Here is a 25661-nt window from a genome sequence, read left to right on the forward strand (position 1 = left end):
CTCCTACTCAACGACCGTTATCTTTCCTTTACTATCCAAACTAATATCATCCCCATTAGGACAAGATGTCTGTTTGAGATAGCCTTGACTTTCCAACTCACCAATACTTCCGGGCAGTTTAGCATTGTCGATCTCATAAGCCTGTACCTGCGCTTGGGCCATCTTCACGAATGCTTCACATCCTTTAGACTGAATCGTAGATTGGTTCTTCGTGATATTGGGGATCGTTATAATCAATAGGATGGATATTACCAATAAAACAATAAGCATTTCAATTAATGTAAAACCACGTTCATTCATCACTTTCTTCAACATATCATCATGCTCCTGAAACCATCTGAATACCAGATGACCTTCGAGCATTTTCACCTCCGGAATACAAAAATGAAATCCTATATACCTTCGAGCAGTGAGAACATCGGCAGCAAAACTGCCAAATAAATGGATACAATCAAAAGACCTATAAGTGAGAACATAAGAGGCTGAATGATTTTCAAGATTGCATTCATTCTCTCTTCAATTTTCTCCAGTAAAAAACGACTGTAATGAAGCAGCTCCGCATCAAGTCTGCCGTATTTTTGACCATTTGCAGCGACCACCGGTAAATTCCCATCAAAATATGGGAGCTCCCGAAAAATCATTTCAAGTGATCTGCCCTCGATCAAATCATCCTTAATGATATTGCATAGTTTTTGGTAAAAAGGCTGCTGTTGATTTATCGAGAATAATTTGATGCTATCGTTTATCGATAGCCCTCCGGAAAGTAAGCCACTGAATTGGCTAGCAAAAAAATAAGTTTCGTATAATTTGATGAAGGTCCCGAATATCGGAATTCTCATCAAAATCCTTCGCTGCCTTAATGGGCACAATCCGTTAAACCAAAATCGTTTGAGTATATACAAGAATAGGAGCAATCCGAGTAAAAAGAAGGGGAGTGCTGGAAGAATGAATGTGGAGGCTGCCATTAATTTTAAGAGTGTGTGCTGATCGACATCCATCGTGAAATAGATTGTCTGGAATTTGGGTAGGAGAACACTCTGAAGAATATAAAAAACAATGCTTACAAAAAAGACTAAGAATACGGGATACACCATTAACTTTTTTACTTTATCCATATCCTCGGTTCTTTTCTTCCAATATCGCCCTCCTTCTTTCAACGCCCGTTCCAGGTCGCCATATTGTTCTCCATAAAATATATAACTTACAAGCTGCGGATGAAAACCAAGATGGGTCAGCACCATGTGCAACGGGTAACCGTTCCTTAAATCGGCTTTAGCCTGAGTGAAGTCTTCCGCTTTCTTCTTTGATTCCTGAAACTCAAGAAAATGTAAAGCGTCCGCCAAAGGATAACCATGATTCAATAATTCACCTAGCTTCGAAATAAAGACCGCCTGCTCTTTTACCTTCCATTTACTTTTTGGTTTCATCGTATACCAGCCGTTCATATTCCCCGGAATCCACATAGCCCATCGCAACCGCTTTTCCGATTTCATCCTTCAATTGGCGGTAGCTGACCGTTGCCTTTCCTTTTTCATCTCCCATTATCCGGAGAACCTCAGCCAGGCTTTTTCCATATAGCAATTCATATACACTTGCCCTTTTATTCCTGGCAGTCATTTTGCAAGCTAAATCACAGTCCCCTTTACATGGAAGACATCGCAATTCAACCAGCCGCTGTGCTGTCACGCCAATCAAACTCTGTTCAACCTCAAGCAGGCTGACACCAAATTCCAGTAACCTGGAGATGGCGCCCTGGGCGTCCCTGGTATGCATGGTTGTAAGTATCAAATGACCGGTCAATGCGGCACGCACTGCGATTTTGGCGGTTTCTGCATCTCTGACTTCCCCAACCATGATCACGTCAGGGTCATGCCTCAGAACAGCTTTTAGACCGACAGAATACGTAACGCCCGCCTTTTCATTGATTTGGACTTGCAATACCTTTTCGGATACATTTTCAATGGGATCTTCAAGTGTAATAATATTTCGATTGATCATCTCATGGGCATGGTGAAGCAGGGAATATAGTGTCGTGGTTTTTCCACTGCCAGTCGGGCCGGTAAATATGAGCATGCCATGGGAATGCTTCAGGAGAGCAATCAATTTTTGAACGGTGCTTGGAAATAAGGATAACTGTTCTAGAGGAAGGATATTCTGTTGGGGTATTAAGCGGATGACCAAACTTTCGAGATGGGCAGTGGGTAAAGTGGAAAGGCGGAGTCCGACCACCTGGTTGGCCAAATTGATGGTGATGGCACCACTCTGGGGCCTCCTTTTCTCCCCTATATCCATCGAGGCAAGGAACTTCAAATGAGCGATCAGCCTCTCTGCTTCAAAGAATGATAATGTTTCCTTTGGAACAAGCTTATTGTCTATCCTGAATTGGATGAGAGGTCCCTCCTTGCGAAAAAAAATGTGGATATCCGATGCCGATTCCTGTACAGCACGGGTCAGTATTTTTTCTGCGGTCTTTTCAATCGATATCAATTCATTCATCACCTCCTATGATTCTTGTTGTATGGATTCGACAATCCACGACAAATTCCTGCTTCAGAAAAAAAAAATTCCCGAAAGAAATTTCGAGAATCATCTCACATGCTCATTTTCAAATCAAGCCTTTTGGAAACCAAATTTCTTAATGCGTCTACATTATGACCAATCACCAGTTTTTGCCCGTCTATGAGAATGGGCCTTCTTAATAACTTCGGTTCTTTTGTTAATAATTGGATTACATCAGATAGCATCATTTCGTCAATATTAACTTGTAAGTCTTTGTATGCTTCACTTCTTGTTGCTAAGACTTCATCAAGCCCTTCAGATGTCAATTCAAGAATTCTTTTTAACTCTGCTACAGTTGGAGTCTCTCTGAATAAATGTCGCTCATCGAAGGAAACTTGATTGGCCCTTAACCATTTTTTTGTTTTGCGGCAAGATGTACAACTTGGATACGAAAAGAAAGTTAACTGTGCCATACTAATCACTCCCCGTTCACATTTTGTATACATTAATAATCTATATAATAATTGTATAATATTTGTACAATTATTGTATATATTTTTGCTTATTAAGCCGCTTTATTTGTGAACATTTTTTAAACTAAAAGGAGTTTGCCCTTTCTCTTATTCCATTTTTTTCAGCCTGCATTATAATGGACATAGTTAAACTATGGAAACAGGAGGGTGTAATGGAACAAACGTTAAAAATAACAAACGTGTTAGCTGATCCCACCAGATATTATATATATCAGCATATTGTGAACAAGCATGGTGATGTATCGGTACAGCAAATCGCCGATTCTTTTAACATCCATCCAAATGTTGCCCGTCTGCATTTGTCAAAACTTGAGGATATCGATATGTTGACCTCGGATGCCCGAAAGACGGGGAAAGGCGGTCGTCCCAGCAGACTTTATCGATTATCTGATAAAGTCATTCAACTTCATTTTCCATATAGGAACTATCAGCTGCTTTCAAGGATTGCCATCCAGACGATGATGACATTAGGGGAACAAGGAAAACAGGCACTTTATGAAACGGGAAAAGTATTCGGGGAGGAATTGATCAATCAGCAACTAGCCCTGAATTCGACATCGATCGATCGACTTGGTTTTGGGGAAAAGGTCAATATGCTTAAAAATGCGGCTACGATCGCAGGGTTATCTCCTGAAATACAAGCAAGCGAAGAAGAAAATAAAATATACTTCCGTATCTTCAATTGCCCGTTTAAGGAAGTTGCTGAAGTGGAGCCAAGAACAATCTGCTCCATGCACAATTCATTTTTAGAAGGTATGTTCGAAGCCTTGTTTGAGAATGTCAATATTGTGGAAATAGAAAATATGATGTCCAATTGTGCAACATGCTCATACCAGGCTTCGGTTCTCACATAGAAACAAAAGGCATCCTTTACATTACCTTACAATTTCATTTATAATTATTTAGAATGTACACGTCTAGACATAAGGAGGGATTCGGGTGGAACGCATGTTCAGAGTATGTGGATTTTGGACAGGAATTATGGCAATTTTCTTTTATCTTGGCCATATGCATCAAACGTCTTTGCTTTTCTTTGCACAAACGATCTTTTTTGTACTTTTAAGTTATTTGAAATTATCTGAGCGCATGTATATTTATGTTTTCGGCGCCTATCTTACCGTTTTCTTTGCAGGATTTTCCTACTGGAGCGTATTTATGATGACTCCGGGTACTGCGCATTAAGAACAAGCAATATTACATAACCCATGAATTTTTATTCATGGGTTTTTACTTGTCACCATTCAGGAAAGATCCTCACATCTTCTGCTAAATTCTTCGATTGAAGCAGCACTTTGAAATGTTCACTAAATCCCCCTGGAACAATTAGCCCCCGAATTGCACGATTACGCTTTGCCGTTTTCGAGAATGGATCAGTTCCTTGATGGTCCTTCAATTCCTCTAGTATCCCTGCTTTAAGCAAGAATTCATTTTGAAGGAATAGCCCCTGATTGGAAAGTTCCTTCCTTTTTCCAATCTCGATTAATGTGTCAAAATGGATATGTGTCGTCAAATCCATATCACCAGGATACATAAGCGCATCTTTAATCATTTGATGCTGATAATAGCCCCTCAAGCTCCCTTGAAGATGTGCTGGCTCCTTCCATTCCCTTTCGGTATAGCCATAATCAATCGTAAGGAGAATACCCGATTCGATACAGGAAACGATCTTCTCATATTCACGGACCATTTTTAGCGGAACTTCATATCGTTGTTTTTCATTTAAGGTGATATTTCGTTCTGTAAGGTAAGATAGAATGTCAGGGTTGTCCAAAGGTTCCCTCACTTCTACCAAATCGCCTTCCTTTTCAGTGACGAATACCTCTACCAGGGCTCCCTTATACTTTTCAATAACATGTACAGGCAACGCGTCGAAAAGTTCATTTGAAAAGACGATTCCATTTACATTCGTCCATTTTTCTAAACTGGCGGCAGAAACAGCCTGTTTGAACATCCCTATACGTTCTTGCTGAACCTTTCTATGAAATGGACTGCCATCCACAAGGATATAAGTCAGAGAGTCCCATATCTGCGGTTCCATTTCTTTTATGAAAACGAGGATGTCATAAGCCAGCTTACCGTCCCCTGCGCCGACCTCGATGATTCTTGGTGAAACTCCGCACCTTTTTATCAAATAAACGAACCACCTGGCCAGTGATCTCCCAAATGCATCCCCAACATTGCCAGACGTATAAAAATCCCCTCTTGAGCCAATTTTCTCTTTTGCGCGTGCATAGTAGCCTATTTTTGGCGTATATAAAACAGCATCCATATAGTCCTGATAGGAAATTCTTTTTTGGGGGCTTCCTGCAACCAATTCCTTCAAGTGATTTTTCAACACAATAGCCTCCGTCTCCATGATCTTCCATCATATTGAAAATTAAACTTTCCTTTTTCTTAATAAAACACATAAATAAGTTTTTTTATCGACAATCATACACGAAAACAAATTTAAGGTTCACAAAATGTTCAATTTTTCATATCAAAGTTCTTAAGAGTGCCACCATAAAAAAATGAATGCTTCCAGCAAATATTAAAATATGCATCTTACTTCAGAGCTGAATCAGAAGAGTCATCCACACAAGGAAGACCCCGGAAATTTCTTTAAGCCTTTTAAAAGTGAGTGTCAAAACGTTTTTTATATTCAGTATAGTTGTGGAAATTACCCATTTCAATATTTTTACATTATAAAGTCTAAAAATAAAACAGGTGCCATATGGCACCTGCAAAAGTCATTATCTCAAAAAGGGATTAGTATTCTTTTCATCCAAAATGGTCGTGACAGGCCCATGACCAGGAAAAACGATAGCATCATCAGAAAGTGTCAGCAGCTTCGTTTCAATGCTATTTAACAGCACTGCCTCGCTTCCGCCTATTAAATCGGTTCTGCCAACGCTTCCTTGGAACAAGACGTCCCCTGAAAAGAGGAGACGTTCTTCCTTCACATAATACGAAACGCTCCCTGGTGAGTGTCCGGGAGTTTCGAATACTTCGAAAGTGAATCCTCCAATAGTGAGCTCCTGCTCATTTGCCAGGATGTGATCGGCAGGCTTCATTCGCATCGGATTTTCAGGGAACCAGTTTTGGGAACCATTCAACGCGGGATCAAGCAGCCACTTGGCCTCTTTTTCATGAATATATGCAGGTATCCCATAATGATCCCGAATAGCATCAAGAGCACCGATATGGTCAAAATGTGCATGTGTCAATAAAATCGCCAAAGGCTTTAAATTTTTTGTTTGTATGTACTGTATGATTTTCTGTGGCTCTTCACCCGGATCGAAAATGATGCAATCCTGTCCATCGGAAACTACATAACAATTCGTTTGCAGCGGGCCTAGAGGAATTTGTTTCCATTTCATTTCCATCAACTCCAATATGATTTTCTATCTTCATCTTACACTAATTAAGCTGCTAATGTTAATCCAGTTTACTCAAGTCATAGAAGTGTCATCTATTAAACCTCGACAAATAATTGAAAAAATATTAAGATATTAACAAATGCAATCTTTTCTACATATTTTTGGTAGTTGCTTTATTCTCTGGGTATATTATTAGGGATTAGTTATTCATTACGTAAAAAGGGGGTTTTGACATGATATTAATGGTTGTTTTCGGACTTGTGGCTATATTAGGAGTAGCAGCTGTGTTTACCTCATTAAAAAAGAGAAACTTCTTAGGATTCATTTTTGCAGCCGGCAGTGCAGTAGTGTTTGGCTGGTTCACTGTCATGACTGTCATCAACAGCGGTTTTCCTGTTGCCCATTGAAGAAAAAAGCTCGCCATCCGGCGAGCTTTTGTTTTAGGTCATCATGTTTGTTTGAACAATCTTTGTATTTGATGGGTTTTCATATCAATGATTTTCTCAAATTGATATCCATATAAGCAGAAGTTGCCATCAAGCGAACAGCTTAATGGTTCATTTTCCATGTCCTTCATCAATTCTTCTTGTGTGCCTTTTTCCCAATTTAATTTAGTTAAGGTAAACCTTCCCTCATATTGGTCCGCATCTTTTGATTCATTAGGAATGAACGTTATGAATTCCTTATTTTTTTCAATGAAATCATAGGATGGAATCACCCAATCTGAAAAGCTTTTCAATAGCGGCACGGAAAAAGAGTGGATCGGCTTGTTTGTAGAATCATAAAATGCATATGTACCCCGATCTTGTTTTTCTGTCTCCACTTGAATTGTCATCAGCGCTTGTTTTATCTTTTTAAAGTGAATGACATCGAGCATAAGACTGTCCGCTCCATCCTCATTCAGCGCTTTTCTTTCTAGGGGAGCGGTCAAAGCAGGTTCTTCCTTGTCCCAATCCAGAAACATCAATTCATTTTCACTTGCCCATTGAGCAAAGGGCTGCGGAAAGTCCAGAGTTTCCATAGTTTGTTCATCTGGATTCAATACATAACTGCTGTATGTCCAATCTTCATAAAAACTCGATACAAACAACTGGCCATCTTTAAATGAATTCCACTCATAAGCTAATTCATAGGCTGGGATCGCCACGGAATACAATGGATTTCCCGTTTTATCGAGTATTGTGATTGATGCTTTATCCGAAGAGGTGAAGGACGATAACAAGATATGCTTACCAGACGGACTGATCGATACTTCAGAAAACGCAAAAGCCGGCTGATAGAAAACGGAAGTATCATTCGTTTCCAAATTCCATGCCATCAACTGGGATAATTCATTACCATCCCGCTTCACAGAATATAAAATGGTTTTTGAATCCAGCCATCCAAAAATGGCTTCGATTTTTTCCGTTTCTGCAGTCGGGACCTTTAAATTGCTTACTGAAGTTTCCAGGTTAGATTGGGAGTGTTCTTTTTCCGTATCATTTACGGGTTTACTAAGGTCCTTGGAAGGCTCACAAGCCGAGATAAGAAGGATAGTGGAGATAAATAATGGGACGAAACACAACATCTTACAAATGGAAAGCCGCATACAAAGTGCTGCTTTGGATACTTTAATCTCCACACACCTCCCACTTCAAAACTAAAACGCCTGGCATATGTGAGCGAGACATTAGAAAGAGAGTAAGGACAGACCAATCGAATCCTTACTCTCTTTCATTATAAAGTAAAAAAGAGAAAATGTGGCGGATAATGATCTTATATTTTTTTGGAAGTATATTCCTTAGGGGGATGCATCACATATATAGGCCTGCCATCAAAATCTTGACAGAATCTTCATATATACCAGGCAAATGGGATAGCGGAAGCGGATTGATGCCCTTTCCCAGTTCGATTGTGAATCCGCCGCGTTTAAATTCCTGAATGAACCAATCTTTATACCCGGCATGGCTGTCAACATATTGTACGGCCCGATATCCGCTGCGCTCCTCGAACTCCTTCGCAACATTCGCTGCCTGTTCAGGTTCATGGCCCTCATATCCCCAATAGAATTCTTTTCCCTGGGTGTGAAGTGCAAGCACTCTTTCAAAATTCCGTCTTATTGCCAGCTCCTTCATGGCCAATGCTTCTGGTTCTGATAGCGCGGTCTCTCCTGGAAAATCCCTCGGAGCAGGGGCTTTTGGAATCTTTCTGCGCTTTTCAATCTCCCAATTGGCAGGATATTGATTATTCAGGTCTACACCGCGGATATTGGCTTTCCAAGCATAAAAAGCAGGATTACCATTATTTATTTTTAAAACATCAACCTTCCCCTCAGCCGCCTCCTCCCCCTTTAGGACAAGATCGACTCCATCCGGATTCACCATTGGAACCATCGAAATGGTCATATCCCGATAGAAGGGCATACAATCCATTCCACATAGTGTACGATCATTCGTTACCGCCAGCAGAAAATCGTTCAGCCATTTCATCAAAACAGCCGTAGTGATCCATTCATTAGCATGGAATGAACCGTTATAATGTATGATCTTTTCACCTTGACCGATTCTTACCTCAAGTAGTTCTTTTCCCAATACACTCCTCCCGATCGATTCAACCTTAATAAAGGGGTAATGAAAAGATAGAATATCAAGATCGTCAAGAAGTGATTGATATTCATAGGGCTTGTCGGTGACAATCATGGGATTCATCACCCGGACGGGTACGGAAAAAGGTTTTTGTCCATCTTGATTCAATAATATTATCCCATCGATGGGCAGGTGATATTGTAAAGCGATTTCGGCAAAATCGATATCTAACCGGGACTCTTCCTGAACAATGTACCCAGGTATCTGTACTTCCATGCCATTTGGCAAAACCCCGCCAGTAATGGCAGGATTGGCATCCTCAATCAAAACCCGAGGAATTTGAAACAATTGACTGTAATATGCCAAATCATCCCCGCCTCTGCTCACAACTTTCATTCAGCCTCCGCCCCTTTCATTGTTTTATCTTTATGAAGCGAAAAACAGAAAGATGTTCAGGAAGTCTCACGTGTTTCATAATTGTAATGCTACTGATTCTCCTGAAAAAACAAAAAACCTGGATTGCGCCAGGTTTCCTTTTTCAACGTTGCTCATAAAATCGGAGCAAATCCCCATAAATGATTTTGTCGGAGTACTCAAGCTCCTGCTTAGCCTTATCCAAATACTTTTCACATGAATCCTTTGCAGTCGCCGCTCCGGTTTTTTTATCATAACAGGTATCCATCGTATAGAGATAATCCTTTGTGATGAAACTGCTATCGCGAAGAACGGTGAATTCTAATTTCTCTTCAGAAAAAAGATCTTTGCCGAATTCGATATAATCATCATTTTCAATCCCCAATAAATGAAGGAGAGTCGGCCTTACATCAATTTGGCCGGAAACGGTGGAAATCGTTTTCCCCTCCTGCCCAGGGACATGTATGATGAGCGGGACACGCTGAAGTTGGATGGATTCGAAAGGCGTGATTTCCTTCCCAAGGAACTGGCCCATGGCAGAGTTGTGATTTTCCGAAATTCCATAATGGTCACCATATAGCACAATAATGGAATCCTCATATAATCCATCACGTTTCAAATCACCGATAAATTGTTCCAAGGCTTCGTCTGTATAACGTACGGTCGGAAAATACTGATTCAATGTTTTGGAATTCGAATCGTATGGTTCCAATGTCCGGTCTTCTTCATTCAAAGTGAATGGAAAATGATTGGTTAACGTTATGAACTTGGCATAAAAAGGCTCAGGCAACTGCTTCAAGTGAGAGATTGATTGCTTGAAGAACGATTTATCATTCAAACCCCAATTGATGGAATTCCCTTCAGAGACTTTGTATTCATCACTATCATAAAACCGTTGGTACCCAAGAGAACCGTACATTATGTCACGATTCCAAAAGCTTTTATTATTGGCATGGAAGGAAGCCGTATTGTAACCTTTTTCCGTTAAGATTTCGGGGGTGGCTTTGTATTCATTTTGGGCATGAGTGAAAAATACTGCACCCCTACCTAAAGGATAGAGGGAATTCTCAATAATGAATTCTGAATCGGATGTTTTCCCCTGGCCAGTTTGGTGATAAAGGTTATTGAAATAATAGCTCTCTTTAATGAATTGGTTCAGAAAAGGAGTGATTTCTTCACCGTTGACAGTTTTATTGATGACAAAGCTTTGAGTGGATTCCAATGATACTAGGATCACATTTTTGCCTTTTGCCAGACCATAAAGGTCATCATTAACCTCTTTTTGATTCGCACGGACGTAATTTTCAATTTCCGACAATTCACTGCCATCCGCAAGGGCACGTTGAGCTGATGATTTCGTCTGTAATATTGCATCATAAAGGTGATAATGGTACGTACCGATATTCTTAACGAGGATTTCACGGTCAAACGTTCTTGTCAGGAGTTCAGGACGCGCCGCTTCCGCTAAAGCTAAGTTAAAAAATGTCACTCCCAAAGCCATTAACAAAAAGAATTTACGGTCCTGGGGATTGTATCGACATTCATGGAATGTTTTTGGTTTGTATTTCAGCAGAAGCATCAAGACCAGAATATCGGTAAAATACAAAAGGTCACTCGGATTGATCAATTCATGTACACTGCTTCCAAGGTCGTTCATATTGCTCGTTTGAAAAAGAACGGGAATGGTTAAAAAGTCATTGAAAAAGCGAAAAAAAACAAGGTTGGCAAAAAGGACGAAGGTGATGAAAAAACTCATGATCAATAAGTATGCTGTCCTTTTATTTTCTTTTAAAAATATATTCACGCCAAGAGTAAGTAAGAGGAAACTGACAGGATTGATGAATAGTATGAACTCCTGGATCCAATTATCAATATCTATCTCAAAACTTGTTTTATAAGCAATATATGTTTTAAGCCAAAGTGAAATCAATACGACCCAAAACAATGAATATCCCTGTTTTTTGAAGACCCTTTTCAATCCTGGTCCCTCCTCATCGAAAAAGCGCTGGAGCGATGATGCAGAGCGCCTCAATCATGGGTCATGGTTCTCCCCCTATGCAAAAGCAGGAACGATTGCCCCCGCCCCTCAAAAGGGGGGTATTTTTTGAAGATTCCATCTTTTTTTCTTATAACCCTGTTTGCCACAGGGCAGCAAGGGATCACGTATTCAGTTGGCTTTTAATGAGCCAGGCTGCACCTATTACCCCTGCATCATTGCCCAGTGTGGCCAGGCTGATTTTCGTTGATTTACTAACCCGTTTGAATGCATACTTTCCGAAGGCAGAACGGACAGGATCAAGCAAAATGTCTCCCGCTTGCGAAACGCCCCCACCAATGACGATTTTATCTGGATTCATGACATTCCCAACATGTGATAGTGCCAGCCCCAAATAATTGCCTACCTTATTTACGACAGCTTTGGACAAAGGATCACCTTCTGCAGCGCATTGGAATAACAGTTTGGAAGTAACCGCATTTCCCTCTTCGACTTTCTGCTGAAGCATTGACTGTTCATCGGCGGTATTCAAGGCCTCTAAAGCCATACGGACAATTCCCGTTGCCGAAGCAACCGTTTCCAAACAACCAGTCTTACCGCAATTGCATGGTGCGCCTCCGTCCGTTACGACCGTTATATGCCCTATTTCACCAGCAGCCCCACTGGTACCATGGACAATTTGCCCATTATGGATGATCCCGCCGCCTACACCCGTTCCTAGAGTTACACAAACGAGGTCTTTAGCGCCATTACCGGCACCTTTCCACATTTCTCCCAAAGCTGCCATATTGGCATCATTATCGATCACAGCCGGAAGAGATGTCTCCACCTCCAATAAATCTTTTAAAGGATAGTCCTTCCAGCCTAGATTGACGGCTTCATATATGGAACCGTTAACAAATTTCACAGGCCCGGGAGCACCCATCCCTATCCCTACTATCTTACTCTTCGGTTCATTAAGTTCCACGAGCTTCGCATCAATTGCTTTGGCTATGTTAATCGTAATGAATTTTCCCTTTTCGGAGATGTCTGTGCTGATTTCCCATTTATGAATAATCTCTCCGTATAAATTGATCAGAGCCAGTTTGGTAGTTGTACCGCCTAAATCCACACCCATCAGCCACTTTTCCATCATTCTCACCTTTTTTATCAATTTTTTTTCTGTTTTTCCCTTTCAAGAGACAATTGCTGCCTAATTAAAAGAATCGCCATTTGATAATCTTTCGTATCCATCATCTGCATACGGTGGATTTCTCTTATTTCGGCTTCCATCAGTTCAAGCTCGGCTAAGCGATCACCAATATAGATAAATGTACCAAATCTTTTCAAGTATTGTTGAAGATCATAATATGTTTTCATTGTAAACCTCTTTACTCTTTTCTATAGGAAAAGTATATCGAATCCGCCTCTTTGTAACAAGCGCCCATTTCCCCTCATACATGTCCAATTATATTCATATGATGAAATATCAAGAATGTGGACTCTTTCGATTTGATTTAACAGCTTAATGTTTTTAATGCATTCATCACGCGTGAAAACGGAGGGGAAAAATGAAAGTACAATTGAAGTATACCGTCTTTTTGGTTTTAACCACCATTTTTGTCATCCTTTATTTATCAAATCATAAACAGACAGAGGAAACCATCATTTTTTTTCCCATCGATTCCTCGCTCCATTTTGAACATGCCTCCACCCATCTGACACCGAAGGGTACCGGGGATTCCACCTATACCATCACTTGGAGGGTGGAGTCTTCTTTGGACCAGCCTGCTTACTTACGTCAGGACGTATCGCTTTTATACAAAAATGGAAAATTGGCAGGAGCTTTAAAAAATTGGCGCCAAAATAAACAAGAACTCTCTCAAAAAGCGAAATCTAAAGAATCTGAGAGCGGGCGTTATGAAGCGGTAACGTTTCATTATGCCGAGGTTCATCCGAGTGACACAATTTTCACCAGTGCCCAGCAGCTCAGTAAAGATAAACTCTATACAGTAACGACACCGGCTTTTCAATTTTTCCACCGTCCCCTTTCAGAAGAACAGGTTCAGTGGAAAAAAACGCTGGACGGCTTGACAGATCAAACGGTTCGAAATGGTTTGGAGAAAGCTGGTCAAGCTTTTCAGGTTAATCTGGAACAATACAATATCATCTCTTTAACAGATCTGCCCTCAAAGAAAAATCAATGGCTTGCTGCCTTCCCCCAATTCAAACGGGAGGAAATTGTGGGGAAACTATGGGAAGGACTTTACAAAAATTATGTGTTGGGAATAAAAAAGGAGGATGGAACCACTGTGAGTCCACAAGGTAGCACCACCCCCCTATTGCTTATGGCAAAGAATCAAAGTGAAATACTTGTCTTGTTTACCCTGAAAGACGGTACCCCAATCATGTTGCGTCAAAAGTTATAGTTGCTTTTCAATTTCCGCCAGCAGTTTAGTGTATGACTTATTATCCGGGGCAAGCTCAATAGCCTTATCAGCTTGCTCCTTAGCTTGATTGAATGATTCGAGATTCATGTAGACTAAGGCAAGATTGTAATGGGCTTCATGCAAATCTGGATTACTTTCAATCGCTTTTTCATAATAATCCCTAGCTTTGTATATGTCCTTTTTATCAAAAGATAAATTTCCCAGCATAAAAAGCGATAGCGGTGCTTCAGGGTTTGCATCCACATAATTGAATAGCATCTCTTCCGCTTTGTCCTCTTCATCATCATCTATATACTTTTGGGCCATCATGGCCATGGTATTATCATCGATAGCTGCACTTTCCTGATGATTAAAACCAAATTGCAGCAGGGCATAGGTCAGTATTACCGTTCCTATCAGAAAAGCCAGCTGCCGAAAGATATTCTTAGATTTTGGCAGATGGACCACTCCAGCAGCCAAGAACCCTCCGATCAAACCTCCGATATGCCCTGCATTATCAATTCCCGAAACGGTGAAACCATATATTAAGTTAATGATGATCAATACGATTACCGATGAGCCCATCGAGCGCATGAATAATTTCGGATAGACGATGCCAAAGTACAAAAGTGCCCCAAAACAGCCAAAAATGGCTCCACTCGCTCCTGCGGAAAGATTCGGGGTCATGATGAAGCTGCCTAGAGTTCCAGCGAAACCAGCGAATATATAGATGATAAGGAACCTGGCATTACCGTAAATCCTTTCAACTTCAGCACCGATTAAATACAACGAAAATGTATTCATCAGTAAATGAATGAACCCGATATGGACGATCATCGGTGTAAAGAACCGCCACCATTCCCCTTGTATGATATAAGGGGAAAATTTAGCTCCAAACTCGATCAAAGTTTTGGAATTGGTGCTGCCCCCATTAAACTCCATCAAGATGAACACAGCTATTTGTATCGCCATTAATATATATGTAAAGAACGGCTTATTGGCATTTTGAAAAACCTTCTGCTCTGCCTTAGCCTTTTTGACTGACTCCGAGATGGCGGCCTTCTTTACTGCGAGGACCTTTTCCTCATCTATTTCATTTTCTTCAAGAATTTGAATTGAGAGTGTCTTTTTCAAAACAAGTTCAAGGTTTTGCAACGAATCATGAAAGTTTTCACACGTTAAAAGAAACGTGTTAACATTCGTTTTTTTAAAGGAAGCCACCCGTGAACTAAAGTCATGATCATCCACCGGGGCGAATTTACTAACATAGATACTTAATATGTTTATGGGCTTCTTGTATAATTTCCTTCTGATCCTTTCCCCATTCTGCAATGTTCGGTCGATATCGCGTTTCAGCCAATTAGCCCAATCCAAATCATGTCGAATGAGTCTTATGACTGGAAACTCCTTATTCTTATCGCTCTCAAGCCAAATCTCCTGATGGTTTTCCGTGACAGTGATCATTCGATAATCATAATGGGCAGACAACTCCCTTATGGTTTCCCAAAACAAATAATCCTCTTTAAATCCCAATGCCTTCCCCACTTTCCAATGAAACTTAAGCTTCTAAAATTCCTGTTTCTTTAATTAAAACTATAGACGAAATCATGTAAAAAGTAAAAAAGGAGACTGTTTAAAATCCACTCTCCCCTATCCTTATAAATTAAAAAGGAACCCCTGATCAGGTTCCTTTTTAAGATGCCGGCATCCTCATTTGGTCTGAGTGAACATGCTTTGCATCATTTTATCCCTGAACATTGGCATATCCAAGGATTTAGTCACTAGAAATCTTCTCAGTATGCCGTTGGACAGCGCAACATTTATCAGGCGGTACCTGTTTTGGTAACCTGCATAAACAACTAAACCAACCAAGAAGATTTGAACAATTAATCGAAGCATAACAATCCCTCCTATCAATAGTTTGATACAGGACAGGATTTTTATGAGCTAAAAGTGATAATTAATAAACTTCTTCTTAATGGGCGTACGTGCGTATAACCCTGGATGGGGTAATTAGTTTGCCGACCGCTATATCATGTACCTCTATCGGGAGTTCATCCATTAATTGAAGCTCGTATGTAAGGGCCAATGTATCTCCCCGGTAATAGGATAGGAAACGGTCATAATAGCCCCCTCCAAAGCCTAGGCGATACCCTTCCTTGGTAAAAGCAAGACCGGGTACGATCAATGCATCCAATTCCTCTTTGCGAGCCTTGGCTGTATCAGCCACTGGTTCTAGCAATCCGTAATAAACAGACTCCAGCTGATTGAAGGACGAAATTTTTTTGAATTCCATTGTCTTTTTTTCAGGATCACATTTTGGAACAGCCACTTCTTTTCCTTCACTCCATGCTTGTTCGATGATCCGTACCGTTGGAACTTCAGGCGGGATGGAGATGGTGATGCCAATTGTTTCAGCTTTTTTCCATTCCTCCAGCGAAAATAAGTTTTCAGCGATTCTGTTCGATAGTTCTTCATGTTCTTCTCTAGTCAGCTCCATTAAACGGGACCTAACTTCTTGACGGAGCTTATTCTTGTTTTCTCTCATCTCTTCCGACTCCTTTAGTCTACTTCTATCATTATCTCATAATATTTGTTCATTTCCGAAAATACCGTGTCGGAAATCGCCGAATCATTAGTCTTTCTGAAAATATTCACTAAAGGAAAGTGAGAAAGAAGGAATTAAAAAAATGAATAAAAAAAACAACAGGAAAAATCCTGTTGCTTACTTTGTTTCACGGTGAGTCGTGCTGCGTTTTTCTCTTGAGCAGTATTTTTTAAGCTCAAGACGGTCTGGATTGTTACGTTTATTTTTTTTAGAAATATAGTTACGGTCTCCACATTCAGTGCAAGCTAATGTAATATTCACGCGCATTGTGTATTTCCCTCCAAACATATTGACATTTTCACATAGGACTTTTCTATAATATCATTATTCAATGCGAATTGCTAGTATGTTTTTTGGAAATCCAACATTAACTTTTTTGAATTCTTAATTGTTTACGTTTTGCATCGTCAGGAGGAGCTGATTATTTATAACTTTCGCTTCTTCTTTCGTTTCAGCATGAATGACCCAAGCCACAGCTTCCACACATTCTTTCGGTAAGATTTCCGTCTCTAACGTAAACACGCTGGTAACTTCCCCTTTGGCGAGCGGTGAATAAGCCAGGAGTCCTTCTTTCAATGATTTGAAGCATCCCTCTTGATAAAGGCTTCCCTTACCTTGGATGCAATATTGAGAGATGCTTTTTCCTTTCACCAATCCACCCAATAAGGCAATCGATTGAGGGGCTACATGTAAGATCGCCCGTTCATTCGGGCTGTAAAAGGCTACTGCCTGCCTTTCGAAAGCGTTTTCATAGTGAAAAAACACTTTAGGGCGCTTAGTCTCGAATGAGGTATTCCTAATCGTGAACTTCGAAAAGGTCACCTTCCCTTGGGTATATGTTTGTGAAAGTGTCCGGATTTCTCCATTAGGATGACTCATCATATCTTCCTCAGGATACCAATCAAAACTCTCATCCATCCATAGCCCAGCCTTTAGTCCCTTACGAAATATATCCTGGTTGTCCTGCGGCATATACGCGAATAGCGAATTCATAATAATCATCCCTTCCCCTTTATTTATCCTTATATAACTTATCGTTAGGCGCTGACAGTGAAACAATCCACTTTAGAATCTGCACACCATTTTCTTATAGGCCGACCAATTTTTAACTATTCAAAATATTTTGTTTTTTCGATTTATTCTATCTTTATGTTAGCACTGAATTGGCTGATGGACAATAAACACTTTTTGTCGAATTTTATGTATGTTATCTCCCAAAGGTTTTTTTCCCATTTTAATACCTAATTTTTTTTCTTCAACGACGGTCATAAGGCTTTTCGACAATATTTTAAAAAAAACAGACAATAAATGAAATATACGGCCCACTTTGAATATGAAAATCTCCAATTTTTTAAAAATATGTGTAAAATATAAGTATATTGTCGAAATTTATCTTTTGAGGTGAAAACATGGAAACACTTATCATCCTCCTTTTTTCATTAGCGATCGTCCTTCTCATCATTTCCTTTTTCGGTAAAGATAAAGTTACCAAATTAGAAGAAGATTTAGAACAGATGACACTAACGTATATGCAGGATATCTACCAATTAAAGATGAAGGTGAAGATTCTTGAAGAGGAATTCGTTATCCAGGACGCCCCTGTTCCCCCTGTAAAGAATAAATCAACTGTCAATTCCAATGATATTGAACCTATTCATGAAATTCTAAAAAGCCAGGTTCTGTCTTTATATAGTCAAGGTCTTTCTTTGGACCAGATCGCTAGTCAATCCTCGTTAACGAAAGAACAAACCATTTCAGTGATCGAGCAGCAAAGAGTGCGGGGTGAATGAAAATGAACAAAGCAAGACTGCAAGGTCTTTCCGCCGGTATCATTTTTACCACAACAATCTTTGCTGGCTTTTATTATGGCACCGGATTATTCGAAGGCGCCACTCCTACTGCGGAGGAAGCTAAAAAGACCGTCCAACCAATGGAACCGGATAAGGATTCAATGGAGAAACAGGCTTCAAAAAAAAATCCCTCCATCGTCACCTATACAATTAAAGTGAATACGAATATGACCACAACCGAAATTGCCGGTAGCCTTTCGAAGGAAAAAGTCATCGATGATGCTGCTGAATTTGAAGCTTACATGAATGACCATGATTTCTCAAAAAAAATACAAATCGGCGAGTTTGTTGTTACGAATAATATGACATATAGACAATTGGCCAATACTTTGACCCATTAATGAATAAGAGAGACTTTTAAATGGACCATGTCCGAGAAAAAGCCTCTCTTTTTTCAATTAGGATGGGTTCATTCATTCCTGCTGATATATCTCCCTCTTACCAGGAAGTAAATATTCTCTGCGATATTCGTTGTATGGTCCGCTGTCCTTTCCAAATATCGAGCAATTAAGGAAAGCTGTGTAACCTGCTGAAGGTTTTTTTCTTCTGAAAGGCGAAGGAGACTTCGAATCATATCTCCATAAAAGCGATCAACCTCATCATCCATTTCAATGATTTCTCTTGAAAGAACAACATCTTCCTTCTCAAATGCTTCTATTGAAAGTTGAATCATCTTTAATGTAATATCATGCATCTGCTTTAATGGTGTTAAAGGCAGAATAAATGGCTGGTCACCGATTCGGATGGCTGATTTAGCGATATTCACACCAAAGTCCGCCATCCTTTCAATATCCGAAGCAATTTTTATTGCAGCAATGATACGCCTTAAATCAATCGCAACCGGCTGCTGCTTAGCAATCAGTAAAATCGCAAAGTCATTAATTTCCTCTTCCAGTAAATCAGCTATTGTATCATCATCAATAACTTCAAGAGCCTCTTCAACATTCTTGTTTTCCAGTGCGGCATATGATTTCGATATCGCACCTGAAGCTAAATTAGCCAACTTCACTATTTTCTCTTGCAATTCTTTTAATTGAAGCTCAAAATTTTCACGAACAACCATTATCGCATCTCCTTTTCATTAGCCAAAACGTCCGGTAATATAATCTTCTGTTCTCTTATCATTCGGGTTCGAAAAGATGGTGTTAGTGTCGGAATACTCGATGACTTCCCCATTTAAGAAGAAGGCCGTTTTATCAGAGATACGAGCTGCCTGCTGCATATTGTGGGTAACGATGATTATACTGAAATCTTTTTTTAGCTCCTGGACTAATTCTTCTATTTTCAAAGTGGATATCGGATCAAGGGCAGAAGTCGGTTCATCCATTAAAATGACATCTGGTTCAATCGCCAGACAGCGAGCGATACAAAGGCGCTGTTGTTGTCCACCAGAAAGGCCATACGCATTTTCATGCAGACGGTCTTTCACTTCATCCCAAATGGCTGCCCCTTTTAAACTCTTTTCCACGATTTGGTCCAGAATCTTTTTATTTTTGATACCGTGAATTTTTGGTCCGTATATAACATTTTCATAAATTGATTTTGGGAAGGGATTAGGCTTTTGGAAAACCATACCAACCTGTGTCCTTAAATCTTCTACTTTGTAAGACTGATCTAGAATATTACGGTTCCTATATTTAATCTGCCCAGTCGTTTTAACATCTGGAACAAGCTCAATCATCCGGTTTAACGTTTTGATGTAGGTAGATTTCCCACATCCAGATGGCCCGATAATGGCAGTCACTTCATTTTGATACATATCTAGGTTAATATTTTTTAAAGCATGGTTTTCACCGTACCATAAATTGAGATCTGACGTTTCATACACCGTTTCCTTTAAGGAAACAGAATCTGCATTTTCTATTCCAACTGTTGGAGCCTTTTCGGGTCCCGTTAATGTCATATTCATTCTTTCCTTCCTCCAATCAGTATCTTTTCTGGAATTTGTTACGGATTATGACAGCTATCGAATTCATTAAAATTAACAGAGCAAGTAAAACGATGATACCTGCAGCCGCAACCTGCTGGAATTCCTCCTGTGGCCGTGATGTCCAGTTATAGATTTGCATCGGTAGTACCGTAAATGTATCCATGACCGATTGCGGTAAAAATGCGATGAACAGCGGGATACCAACTACCACTAATGGTGCCGTTTCCCCAATCGCCCGGGATAAAGCGAGTATTCCACCTGTCAAAATACCAGGTATCGCAGCTGGAAGAACCACTTTCAAAATCGTCTGCCATTTTGTTGCACCCATTCCATAAGAAGCTTCTCTTATATCACGCGGTACAGAACGTATGGCTTCCTGAGCTGCAACAATGATGACTGGCAAGACGAGTAGACTCATCGTCAAACCTGCTGCCAACACGGAGCGATCCAAGGCTAGAGCCCTAACGAAAACCGTCAAACCGAGTAATCCAAATACAATTGACGGAACACCTGCCAGATTGGAAATATTCAACTTTATAAAAGTAGTGATCCAATTCTTTCGTGCATATTCCTCTAAATAGATCGCCGTTCCCACACCGAGAAGAAGGGAAATTGGGGTAACGACGGCCATTAACCATATAGAACCGATAAGAGCTGCCTTTACACCAGCTTCTTCCGGTCTTCTTGAAGCGAAATTCTGGAAGAAATCCAAATTCAAATGACCAATTCCTTGAGTCAATATCCGATAAAATAAGATGGCCAATACCAGAAGACCAAATAAGGTTGCTAAGAAGAATAAGCCTTTACATATCGAGTTAACCGCCAGCCGAGTGGGCATTTTCTTTACAACATGATCTTTGTTTATCAGTTTCATGTTTTAATATTCCTCCCTGAACTTGCGGGAGATGAACTGCGCCAATAAATTCATAATAAGCGTAAAGACGAACAGTGTCATTCCAACCGCATATATGCTGTAGTAAATCGTTGTCCCATACCCTGCGTCTCCAGTACTCACCTGTACGATATAGGCAGTCATCGTTTGAATAGAACTTGTGACGTCCATACTCATACTTGGAGTCGATCCACCTGCGACACTTACGATCATAGTCTCTCCAATTGCTCTGGATAAAGCCAGGACAATTGAAGCAACGATACCAGACATGGCCGCTGGCAATACCACTTTAATCGTCGTTTCCAGCTTCGTAGCACCTAGAGCATACGCACCTTCACGAATCGATTTCGGTACTGAGACAAGTGCATCTTCCGATAAAGAGGCAATCATTGGCATGATCATGATTCCTACCACAATCCCAGGACTTAAGGCATTGAACATGTCAAGGGAAGGAAAAATATCCCGCAATACTGGCGTTACAAAGGTTAAGGCAAAGAAGCCGTAAACGATAGTAGGGATTCCAGCTAAAACTTCTAAAATCGGCTTAATGATTCTCCGTGTTTTCTCTGATGCATATTCACTCAAGAAAATGGCCGTTGCGAGACCTACCGGAACTGCAACTAACGCCGCTATTACCGTTACCTTCAACGTTCCAACAACAAGTGGCATAACCCCATAGGAAGGCGTGGATGCAAAAGGTAACCATTTCTGTCCTGTTAAAAACTCCACGATGGACACTTTATCAAAAAATATAAAAGTTTCAAAAATCAACGTAAGGATTATCCCAATGGTTATAAATACAGAAATCACAGCTGTAAGGAACAACAGCTTAGGAATGATTTTCTCTATATTCCATCTTTTTTTGCTTTTCTTTTCTAAAATCAATCGCTGTACGGAATAGGTGTCTGTTTGTTTCGGTTCCAACATGTATCCTCCATTTCAGACAAGCATATTAAGGGGCTACCCAATCCCTCTATTTATACGAAGAGATTGGGCAGCCTGTTAAACAGATTATTTTTTTAGTTCGTTCAATTTTTCAAGATCCTTCTTGTACTCTTCTTCCGGTAAGCTAACGTACCCTACTTCTTCAGAAAGCTCTCCAGCATTTTCAATGACGAATTGAGTATAATCAGCCACTTGTTCCTTTTCAGCTACACTTTTATTGGATACATATGTGTACAGAGGACGAGACAGTGGTGCATACTCTCCGCTTTTAATCGTTTCATGGGTAGGCTCAACAGCACCCTTACCATTATCGATTGATACAACTTTTAATTTATCCTTATTTTCTGCATAGTAAGCAAATCCGAAGAAACCAATCGCATTTTTGTCACCTTCGACCCCTTGTACAAGAACGTTATCATCTTCAGAAAGAGTCGCATTTTCAACCATTGGTTTTTCCTCTAAAATAACTTCGTTGAAATAATCGTATGTGCCAGAATCAGTTCCCGGAGAGTAAAATTTAATTTCTTCCTTCGGCCATTCCGGACGTATATCAGACCATTTCTTCACTGATCCATTGTCAACCCAAAGCTTTTTTAGTTCGTCAACTGTCATTTTATCGATGAATTCATTATCTTTATTGACAACGATAGAAATACCATCAAACGCAAGCTTCATTTCTGTATACTTAACTCCCTTTTCATCAAGTAACGCACTTTCTTCGTCTTTGACTGGTCGGGACGCATTACTTAGATCCGTTTCACCAGCGATGAATTTTTTAAATCCGCCACCTGTTCCCGATGATCCTACAGATACTTTAACATCAGGTTGTTCCGCCATATATTCTTCAGCAACTGCCTCCATGATTGGAAATACAGTCGATGAACCATCCATAATCACTTCGCCCTTGAGTTGATCTGAAGCCGTTTCATTTCCTTTACCGCTGTTTGTAGTATCATTAGATCCACATCCAGCTGCCACTGCGATTACTCCACCCATTACTGCAGTCATTGCCATAAATTTGAAACGTCTCATTTGTATATCCCCCTAAGAATTTTATATGAATATTTTGTCCTACTCTCACATCATACGTTTAGACTGTAAATTCCGTTTAAAGCAATTGTAAATGTTCAGTAAATAATTGTGTTTATATTGTAAAGGTAGTCAAAGTCTTTTAATCACTCTCTTATTTTGTGCCCAAGGGGTGTTTACATGTGCGGGAAATTACTCCAACTGAAGTGATTATAAATCTCTTTCATAAGGGGAAAGTGCAAAGCTCGAGGCATACTGATAGCATCACTGAGCAATTTTATTTTATGACAAAAAAACACGCTTTCGGGTTTAACCCAGAAGCGTGTTTTATAACTTTTTATTCATTTTCTTGACTTTCCCTAACTTCAGCCTGGTCCTTTTGAACGTCTTTACCATTCTCCACTTTCAAATCAGTCGAGGTTTCGGTATTTTCCTTATCCTTCTTAGCCCGTTCTTTTTTCAGATCGAAATAAGTATCCATAATTTCTTCACCTATCTCTTTACTCATGCTGTGGCCTGTATGTCCTTGGTATGCCCACGGTACAACGACCGCAAAAGCGACCTCCGGATTTTTGGCTGGGGCATAGCCAACAAGCGTGATGTTCATCGTTTCTTGGGGCTCGCTATAATCCAACCGGTTCGGGCCGTCATAGAATGCTTCCGCCGTCCCGGTTTTAGCTGCCACTGTATACGGTTTATTCCCAAAATACTTATAAGCCGTTCCGCCTTGTTCCATCGCAACTTTATCGAAACCGCTCTGAACACGTTCAATCCACTCTTCCTTCATATCAAGACGATTAAGGACAGTCGGTGAAACGTCTTCGGCAACAGGTCCCAATTCCTCATTATTATCAACAGGATCGCGGATTTCCTTAACCATATGCGGCTTCATGCGGTTACCGCCATTTGCGATGGATGAAACATATTGCGCGAGCTGCATTGGTGTGTACGTATCATACTGTCCGATAGCAAGGTCAAGCAGTTTACCAGGAGATACGTCGGAACCTTTGAACCCGCTCATTTCATTCGGAAGATCAATCCCTGTACGGACTCCCAAGCCAAACTGGGCGAATGAATTTCGCATGGTCGAAAAGGCGCTTGAACTAATATTCAACGGTTCGTTCGGCACATAATGCGCACCTGCAATATTTATTGCCGTTCTGAACATATAAACGTTCGAAGATACTTTCAATGCGGTCAAATCATTAATGTTCCCGAAGTCACTATATGAACCTTTTGCTGGTGTACCTTTGATTTTCAGCTTCGTATCATAAAAGTACGTACCCGGCTGGATCGCACCTTGCTGATAACCGGTTAAAACGGTAGCCCCTTTGACTGCAGATCCCATTGTATAGGAAGTCGTGATATTTCCTAATGCGAAGTCCTCAATCGAGGATTTCCCCGTTTTTGGGTCCTTCTCATATTTCTTCCCAGCCATCGTTAATACTTCCCCTGTATCGGGATCCATCATGACGACAAAGGCCCTGTCCAAGAATTTGGTGTTACCCATTTTTTTCTTGGCAATCAATTGCTTTTCAATGATTTCCTCTGTTGCAAGCTGTAAATCCATATCAACTGTCAATATAAGATCTTTTCCTCGCGAACCTTCAGTAATCACTTCGGAATCGACAACATTTCCTGATTTATCGGTCACATTCCTTACTTTCGCTTTCTGCCCTTGGAGGATATCTTCATATTGCGCCTCAATATAACTCTTTCCTACTCGGTCATTCCGGCTGTAATCACGTGCAAGGTAGTAGTTCAGGCTTTCACTAGGTAATCCTTCTTCAGATGAGGAAACTTTACCTAATACAGACTTGAGTGTTTTATTATATGTATAAAAACGATCCCAATCTGTTGATATATCGACCCCTGGGAGCGAATCAAGGTTTTCACTCACCTTGGCGAATTCTTCTTTTGTTACTTTCTTGTTTTTCACAATTTGCGGGGTAAGGGCATATCCGCTTGCAAATTCCCTATAGATGGCAAGGACTTCCAGATCTTTTTCCGAAAGCTTCATTTCATCTAAAGTTATCCGATCAAGCTGAAGCTTATACAAATCACTTTCTTCCATCTCGCCCTCTTCCACTTTTTTCCGTTCTTTATCCGTAATCTTTTTCTCGGCCAGCTCTGGATTTTTCAAAATCCAAAAATCCTTTTTATCGCGCTCAGTCACTTTGTTTGTTTCCTTTTCGATCAACTTCGCGAGTTTCTCAGCCGTTTCCACCATTTCTGTTTGTTTCGTACCTTGCTTTCGTGTATATGTAATTGCATCCAGTGGTTGGTTATCGACCATCAATTTTAAATTCCGGTCATACATTTTCCCACGGGGCACCGAATTATTCACGGTCACTTCCTCTGTTCTTTCAATCTCACGCCGGTAATCATCACCATAAACAATCTGTACAACACCCAAGCGTAAAATTAAAGCGGAAAACAAAACAAACACTAAAAAGAAAAGAATATTCAATCTGAAAGGCACATGCGTCTTTTTCTTTTTCTTTTTATTCACACTAAGCCACACATCCTTTTTACATAGTCATAATAGGTCCTATACTATTCTATAGAACATTTATATTTTTTTCTACCTTAGTGTTCTAGAAATATTAAACATCTAACGAACTTTACATAAAA

Annotated in this window: 28 protein-coding genes; 6 read left to right on the plus strand and 22 right to left on the minus strand. The window is 40.2% G+C overall.

All coding sequences use genetic code 11. The features are described from left to right. Positions 1–3: 3 nt before the first annotated feature. The 4 genes from comGC to AC3ISB_RS18615 form a co-directional block, all read right to left on the minus strand. Positions 4–315, minus strand: a complete 312-nt coding sequence (gene comGC / locus AC3ISB_RS18600; RefSeq protein WP_063233178.1) for a competence type IV pilus major pilin ComGC — start codon at positions 313–315, stop codon at positions 4–6. 77 nt (positions 316–392) lie between these two features. Beyond that, positions 393–1427 (minus strand): competence type IV pilus assembly protein ComGB, encoded by a 1035-nt coding sequence (gene comGB, locus AC3ISB_RS18605; RefSeq protein WP_181762270.1) that lies wholly within the window; start codon positions 1425–1427, stop codon positions 393–395. After that, positions 1411–2487, minus strand: a complete 1077-nt coding sequence (gene comGA, locus AC3ISB_RS18610; RefSeq protein WP_098370095.1) for a competence type IV pilus ATPase ComGA — start codon at positions 2485–2487, stop codon at positions 1411–1413. The genes comGB and comGA overlap by 17 nt, the downstream gene beginning before the upstream one ends. 104 nt (positions 2488–2591) lie before the next feature. Beyond that, on the minus strand, positions 2592–2972 hold the full coding sequence (locus AC3ISB_RS18615; RefSeq protein ID WP_098369816.1) for a Spx/MgsR family RNA polymerase-binding regulatory protein: 381 nt from the start codon (positions 2970–2972) through the stop codon (positions 2592–2594). Positions 2973–3184: 212 nt separating this feature from the next. Here AC3ISB_RS18615 and AC3ISB_RS18620 point away from each other — a divergent pair, with 212 nt between their 5' ends. Both AC3ISB_RS18620 and AC3ISB_RS18625 read left to right on the plus strand, forming a co-directional pair. After that, a complete protein-coding gene (locus tag AC3ISB_RS18620) occupies positions 3185–3886 on the plus strand; it encodes a helix-turn-helix transcriptional regulator (protein ID WP_480338647.1) in 702 nt (233 codons plus the stop codon). 85 nt (positions 3887–3971) lie between these two features. Next, on the plus strand, positions 3972–4214 hold the full coding sequence (locus AC3ISB_RS18625) for a DUF2626 domain-containing protein (RefSeq protein ID WP_076365317.1): 243 nt from the start codon (positions 3972–3974) through the stop codon (positions 4212–4214). Between the two features lie 52 nt (positions 4215–4266). On the opposite strand, the gene AC3ISB_RS18630 is transcribed toward AC3ISB_RS18625, so the two are convergent. Both AC3ISB_RS18630 and AC3ISB_RS18635 read right to left on the minus strand, forming a co-directional pair. Further along, complete coding sequence (locus AC3ISB_RS18630; protein WP_489273813.1) at positions 4267–5367, minus strand: class I SAM-dependent methyltransferase; 1101 nt, start codon at positions 5365–5367, stop codon at positions 4267–4269. 397 nt (positions 5368–5764) lie between these two features. After that, positions 5765–6391 carry an MBL fold metallo-hydrolase gene (locus AC3ISB_RS18635; protein ID WP_098369813.1) on the minus strand — a complete coding sequence of 209 codons (627 nt, stop codon included), beginning with the start codon at positions 6389–6391 and terminating at the stop codon, positions 5765–5767. A 233-nt stretch (positions 6392–6624) separates the two neighbouring features. On the opposite strand from AC3ISB_RS18635, the gene AC3ISB_RS18640 reads away from it, so the two are divergent. Beyond that, positions 6625–6798: a DUF2759 domain-containing protein gene (locus AC3ISB_RS18640; protein WP_034308396.1), complete on the plus strand. Its 174-nt coding sequence runs from the start codon at positions 6625–6627 to the stop codon at positions 6796–6798. A 41-nt stretch (positions 6799–6839) separates the two neighbouring features. On the opposite strand, the gene AC3ISB_RS18645 is transcribed toward AC3ISB_RS18640, so the two are convergent. The 5 genes from AC3ISB_RS18645 to AC3ISB_RS18665 all read right to left on the minus strand — a co-directional run bounded on the left by AC3ISB_RS18645 (position 6840) and on the right by AC3ISB_RS18665 (position 12724). Continuing rightward, positions 6840–8012, minus strand: coding sequence for a YqgU-like beta propeller domain-containing protein (locus AC3ISB_RS18645; protein ID WP_141993832.1), 1173 nt, complete (start codon positions 8010–8012; stop codon positions 6840–6842). A 172-nt stretch (positions 8013–8184) separates the two neighbouring features. Next, positions 8185–9351 carry a M14 family metallopeptidase gene (locus tag AC3ISB_RS18650; protein WP_141993831.1) on the minus strand — a complete coding sequence of 389 codons (1167 nt, stop codon included), beginning with the start codon at positions 9349–9351 and terminating at the stop codon, positions 8185–8187. A gap of 142 nt (positions 9352–9493) precedes the next feature. Then, positions 9494–11347 (minus strand): LTA synthase family protein, encoded by a 1854-nt coding sequence (locus tag AC3ISB_RS18655; RefSeq protein ID WP_489273814.1) that lies wholly within the window; start codon positions 11345–11347, stop codon positions 9494–9496. 181 nt (positions 11348–11528) lie between these two features. Further along, on the minus strand, positions 11529–12500 hold the full coding sequence (locus AC3ISB_RS18660) for an ROK family glucokinase (RefSeq protein WP_480338643.1): 972 nt from the start codon (positions 12498–12500) through the stop codon (positions 11529–11531). 14 nt (positions 12501–12514) lie between these two features. Next, complete coding sequence (locus AC3ISB_RS18665) at positions 12515–12724, minus strand: YqgQ family protein (protein WP_076365307.1); 210 nt, start codon at positions 12722–12724, stop codon at positions 12515–12517. A gap of 191 nt (positions 12725–12915) precedes the next feature. Here AC3ISB_RS18665 and AC3ISB_RS18670 point away from each other — a divergent pair, with 191 nt between their 5' ends. After that, the gene (locus tag AC3ISB_RS18670; RefSeq protein WP_141993827.1) at positions 12916–13773 is read left to right on the plus strand and encodes a hypothetical protein; all 858 of its coding nucleotides are present in this window, start codon (positions 12916–12918) and stop codon (positions 13771–13773) included. Here the strand turns inward: AC3ISB_RS18670 and AC3ISB_RS18675 are convergent. The 5 genes from AC3ISB_RS18675 to AC3ISB_RS18695 all read right to left on the minus strand — a co-directional run bounded on the left by AC3ISB_RS18675 (position 13768) and on the right by AC3ISB_RS18695 (position 17374). Next, a complete protein-coding gene (locus AC3ISB_RS18675) occupies positions 13768–15306 on the minus strand; it encodes a rhomboid family intramembrane serine protease (RefSeq protein WP_480338642.1) in 1539 nt (512 codons plus the stop codon). The genes AC3ISB_RS18670 and AC3ISB_RS18675 overlap by 6 nt on opposite strands. Positions 15307–15483: 177 nt before the next feature. After that, positions 15484–15672 (minus strand): hypothetical protein, encoded by a 189-nt coding sequence (locus AC3ISB_RS18680; protein WP_098369806.1) that lies wholly within the window; start codon positions 15670–15672, stop codon positions 15484–15486. A 76-nt stretch (positions 15673–15748) separates the two neighbouring features. Further along, entirely contained in the window at positions 15749–16321 is a 573-nt protein-coding gene (locus AC3ISB_RS18685; RefSeq protein ID WP_489273815.1) for a 5-formyltetrahydrofolate cyclo-ligase, read from the minus strand. A 177-nt stretch (positions 16322–16498) separates the two neighbouring features. Then, positions 16499–16648 carry a 50S ribosomal protein L33 gene (gene rpmG / locus AC3ISB_RS18690; protein ID WP_028391797.1) on the minus strand — a complete coding sequence of 50 codons (150 nt, stop codon included), beginning with the start codon at positions 16646–16648 and terminating at the stop codon, positions 16499–16501. A gap of 117 nt (positions 16649–16765) precedes the next feature. Further along, complete coding sequence (locus AC3ISB_RS18695; RefSeq protein ID WP_142323937.1) at positions 16766–17374, minus strand: hypothetical protein; 609 nt, start codon at positions 17372–17374, stop codon at positions 16766–16768. 416 nt (positions 17375–17790) lie between these two features. Between AC3ISB_RS18695 and AC3ISB_RS18700 the strand changes: the two genes are divergently transcribed. Then, positions 17791–18171 (plus strand): hypothetical protein, encoded by a 381-nt coding sequence (locus AC3ISB_RS18700; protein WP_480338640.1) that lies wholly within the window; start codon positions 17791–17793, stop codon positions 18169–18171. A gap of 2 nt (positions 18172–18173) precedes the next feature. After that, positions 18174–18572, plus strand: coding sequence for a hypothetical protein (locus AC3ISB_RS18705; protein ID WP_489273816.1), 399 nt, complete (start codon positions 18174–18176; stop codon positions 18570–18572). 68 nt (positions 18573–18640) lie between these two features. Here AC3ISB_RS18705 and phoU read toward each other — a convergent pair whose 3' ends face one another. The 6 genes from phoU to AC3ISB_RS18735 form a co-directional block, all read right to left on the minus strand. Next, entirely contained in the window at positions 18641–19294 is a 654-nt protein-coding gene (phoU, locus tag AC3ISB_RS18710; protein ID WP_480338638.1) for a phosphate signaling complex protein PhoU, read from the minus strand. 18 nt (positions 19295–19312) lie between these two features. Further along, positions 19313–20134: a phosphate ABC transporter ATP-binding protein PstB gene (gene pstB, locus AC3ISB_RS18715; RefSeq protein WP_141993875.1), complete on the minus strand. Its 822-nt coding sequence runs from the start codon at positions 20132–20134 to the stop codon at positions 19313–19315. A 22-nt stretch (positions 20135–20156) separates the two neighbouring features. Continuing rightward, complete coding sequence (gene pstA / locus AC3ISB_RS18720) at positions 20157–21035, minus strand: phosphate ABC transporter permease PstA (protein ID WP_144549844.1); 879 nt, start codon at positions 21033–21035, stop codon at positions 20157–20159. 3 nt (positions 21036–21038) lie between these two features. Then, positions 21039–21980 carry a phosphate ABC transporter permease subunit PstC gene (pstC, locus tag AC3ISB_RS18725; protein ID WP_098369798.1) on the minus strand — a complete coding sequence of 314 codons (942 nt, stop codon included), beginning with the start codon at positions 21978–21980 and terminating at the stop codon, positions 21039–21041. 84 nt (positions 21981–22064) lie between these two features. Continuing rightward, entirely contained in the window at positions 22065–23030 is a 966-nt protein-coding gene (locus tag AC3ISB_RS18730; protein WP_098369797.1) for a PstS family phosphate ABC transporter substrate-binding protein, read from the minus strand. Between the two features lie 334 nt (positions 23031–23364). Further along, positions 23365–25539, minus strand: a complete 2175-nt coding sequence (locus tag AC3ISB_RS18735) for a peptidoglycan D,D-transpeptidase FtsI family protein (RefSeq protein ID WP_489273817.1) — start codon at positions 25537–25539, stop codon at positions 23365–23367. Between the last annotated feature and the right edge of the window lie 122 nt (positions 25540–25661).

This window comes from Peribacillus sp. GL_122, from assembly GCF_057835005.1.

Excerpts from the sequence above, each read along its gene's own strand:
- AC3ISB_RS18660 (WP_480338643.1), bottom strand. The coding sequence starts at position 12,500 with ATGATGGAAAAGTGGCTGATGGGTGTGGATTTAGGCGGTACAACTACC.
- AC3ISB_RS18635 (WP_098369813.1), bottom strand. The coding sequence starts at position 6,391 with ATGAAATGGAAACAAATTCCTCTAGGCCCGCTGCAAACGAATTGTTAT.
- AC3ISB_RS18650 (WP_141993831.1), bottom strand. The coding sequence starts at position 9,351 with ATGAAAGTTGTGAGCAGAGGCGGGGATGATTTGGCATATTACAGTCAA.
- phoU (WP_480338638.1), bottom strand. The coding sequence starts at position 19,294 with ATGGTTGTTCGTGAAAATTTTGAGCTTCAATTAAAAGAATTGCAAGAG.
- AC3ISB_RS18665 (WP_076365307.1), bottom strand. The coding sequence starts at position 12,724 with ATGAAAACATATTATGATCTTCAACAATACTTGAAAAGATTTGGTACA.
- pstB (WP_141993875.1), bottom strand. The coding sequence starts at position 20,134 with ATGACATTAACGGGACCCGAAAAGGCTCCAACAGTTGGAATAGAAAAT.
- AC3ISB_RS18685 (WP_489273815.1), bottom strand. The coding sequence starts at position 16,321 with ATGAGAGAAAACAAGAATAAGCTCCGTCAAGAAGTTAGGTCCCGTTTA.
- comGB (WP_181762270.1), bottom strand. The coding sequence starts at position 1,427 with ATGAAACCAAAAAGTAAATGGAAGGTAAAAGAGCAGGCGGTCTTTATT.
- AC3ISB_RS18680 (WP_098369806.1), bottom strand. The coding sequence starts at position 15,672 with ATGCTTCGATTAATTGTTCAAATCTTCTTGGTTGGTTTAGTTGTTTAT.
- comGC (WP_063233178.1), bottom strand. The coding sequence starts at position 315 with ATGTTGAAGAAAGTGATGAATGAACGTGGTTTTACATTAATTGAAATG.
- pstC (WP_098369798.1), bottom strand. The coding sequence starts at position 21,980 with ATGTTGGAACCGAAACAAACAGACACCTATTCCGTACAGCGATTGATT.
- rpmG (WP_028391797.1), bottom strand. The coding sequence starts at position 16,648 with ATGCGCGTGAATATTACATTAGCTTGCACTGAATGTGGAGACCGTAAC.
- pstA (WP_144549844.1), bottom strand. The coding sequence starts at position 21,035 with ATGAAACTGATAAACAAAGATCATGTTGTAAAGAAAATGCCCACTCGG.
- AC3ISB_RS18695 (WP_142323937.1), bottom strand. The coding sequence starts at position 17,374 with ATGAATTCGCTATTCGCGTATATGCCGCAGGACAACCAGGATATATTT.
- AC3ISB_RS18620 (WP_480338647.1), top strand. The coding sequence starts at position 3,185 with ATGGAACAAACGTTAAAAATAACAAACGTGTTAGCTGATCCCACCAGA.
- AC3ISB_RS18615 (WP_098369816.1), bottom strand. The coding sequence starts at position 2,972 with ATGGCACAGTTAACTTTCTTTTCGTATCCAAGTTGTACATCTTGCCGC.
- AC3ISB_RS18670 (WP_141993827.1), top strand. The coding sequence starts at position 12,916 with ATGAAAGTACAATTGAAGTATACCGTCTTTTTGGTTTTAACCACCATT.
- AC3ISB_RS18705 (WP_489273816.1), top strand. The coding sequence starts at position 18,174 with ATGAACAAAGCAAGACTGCAAGGTCTTTCCGCCGGTATCATTTTTACC.
- AC3ISB_RS18700 (WP_480338640.1), top strand. The coding sequence starts at position 17,791 with ATGGAAACACTTATCATCCTCCTTTTTTCATTAGCGATCGTCCTTCTC.
- AC3ISB_RS18730 (WP_098369797.1), bottom strand. The coding sequence starts at position 23,030 with ATGAGACGTTTCAAATTTATGGCAATGACTGCAGTAATGGGTGGAGTA.
- AC3ISB_RS18640 (WP_034308396.1), top strand. The coding sequence starts at position 6,625 with ATGATATTAATGGTTGTTTTCGGACTTGTGGCTATATTAGGAGTAGCA.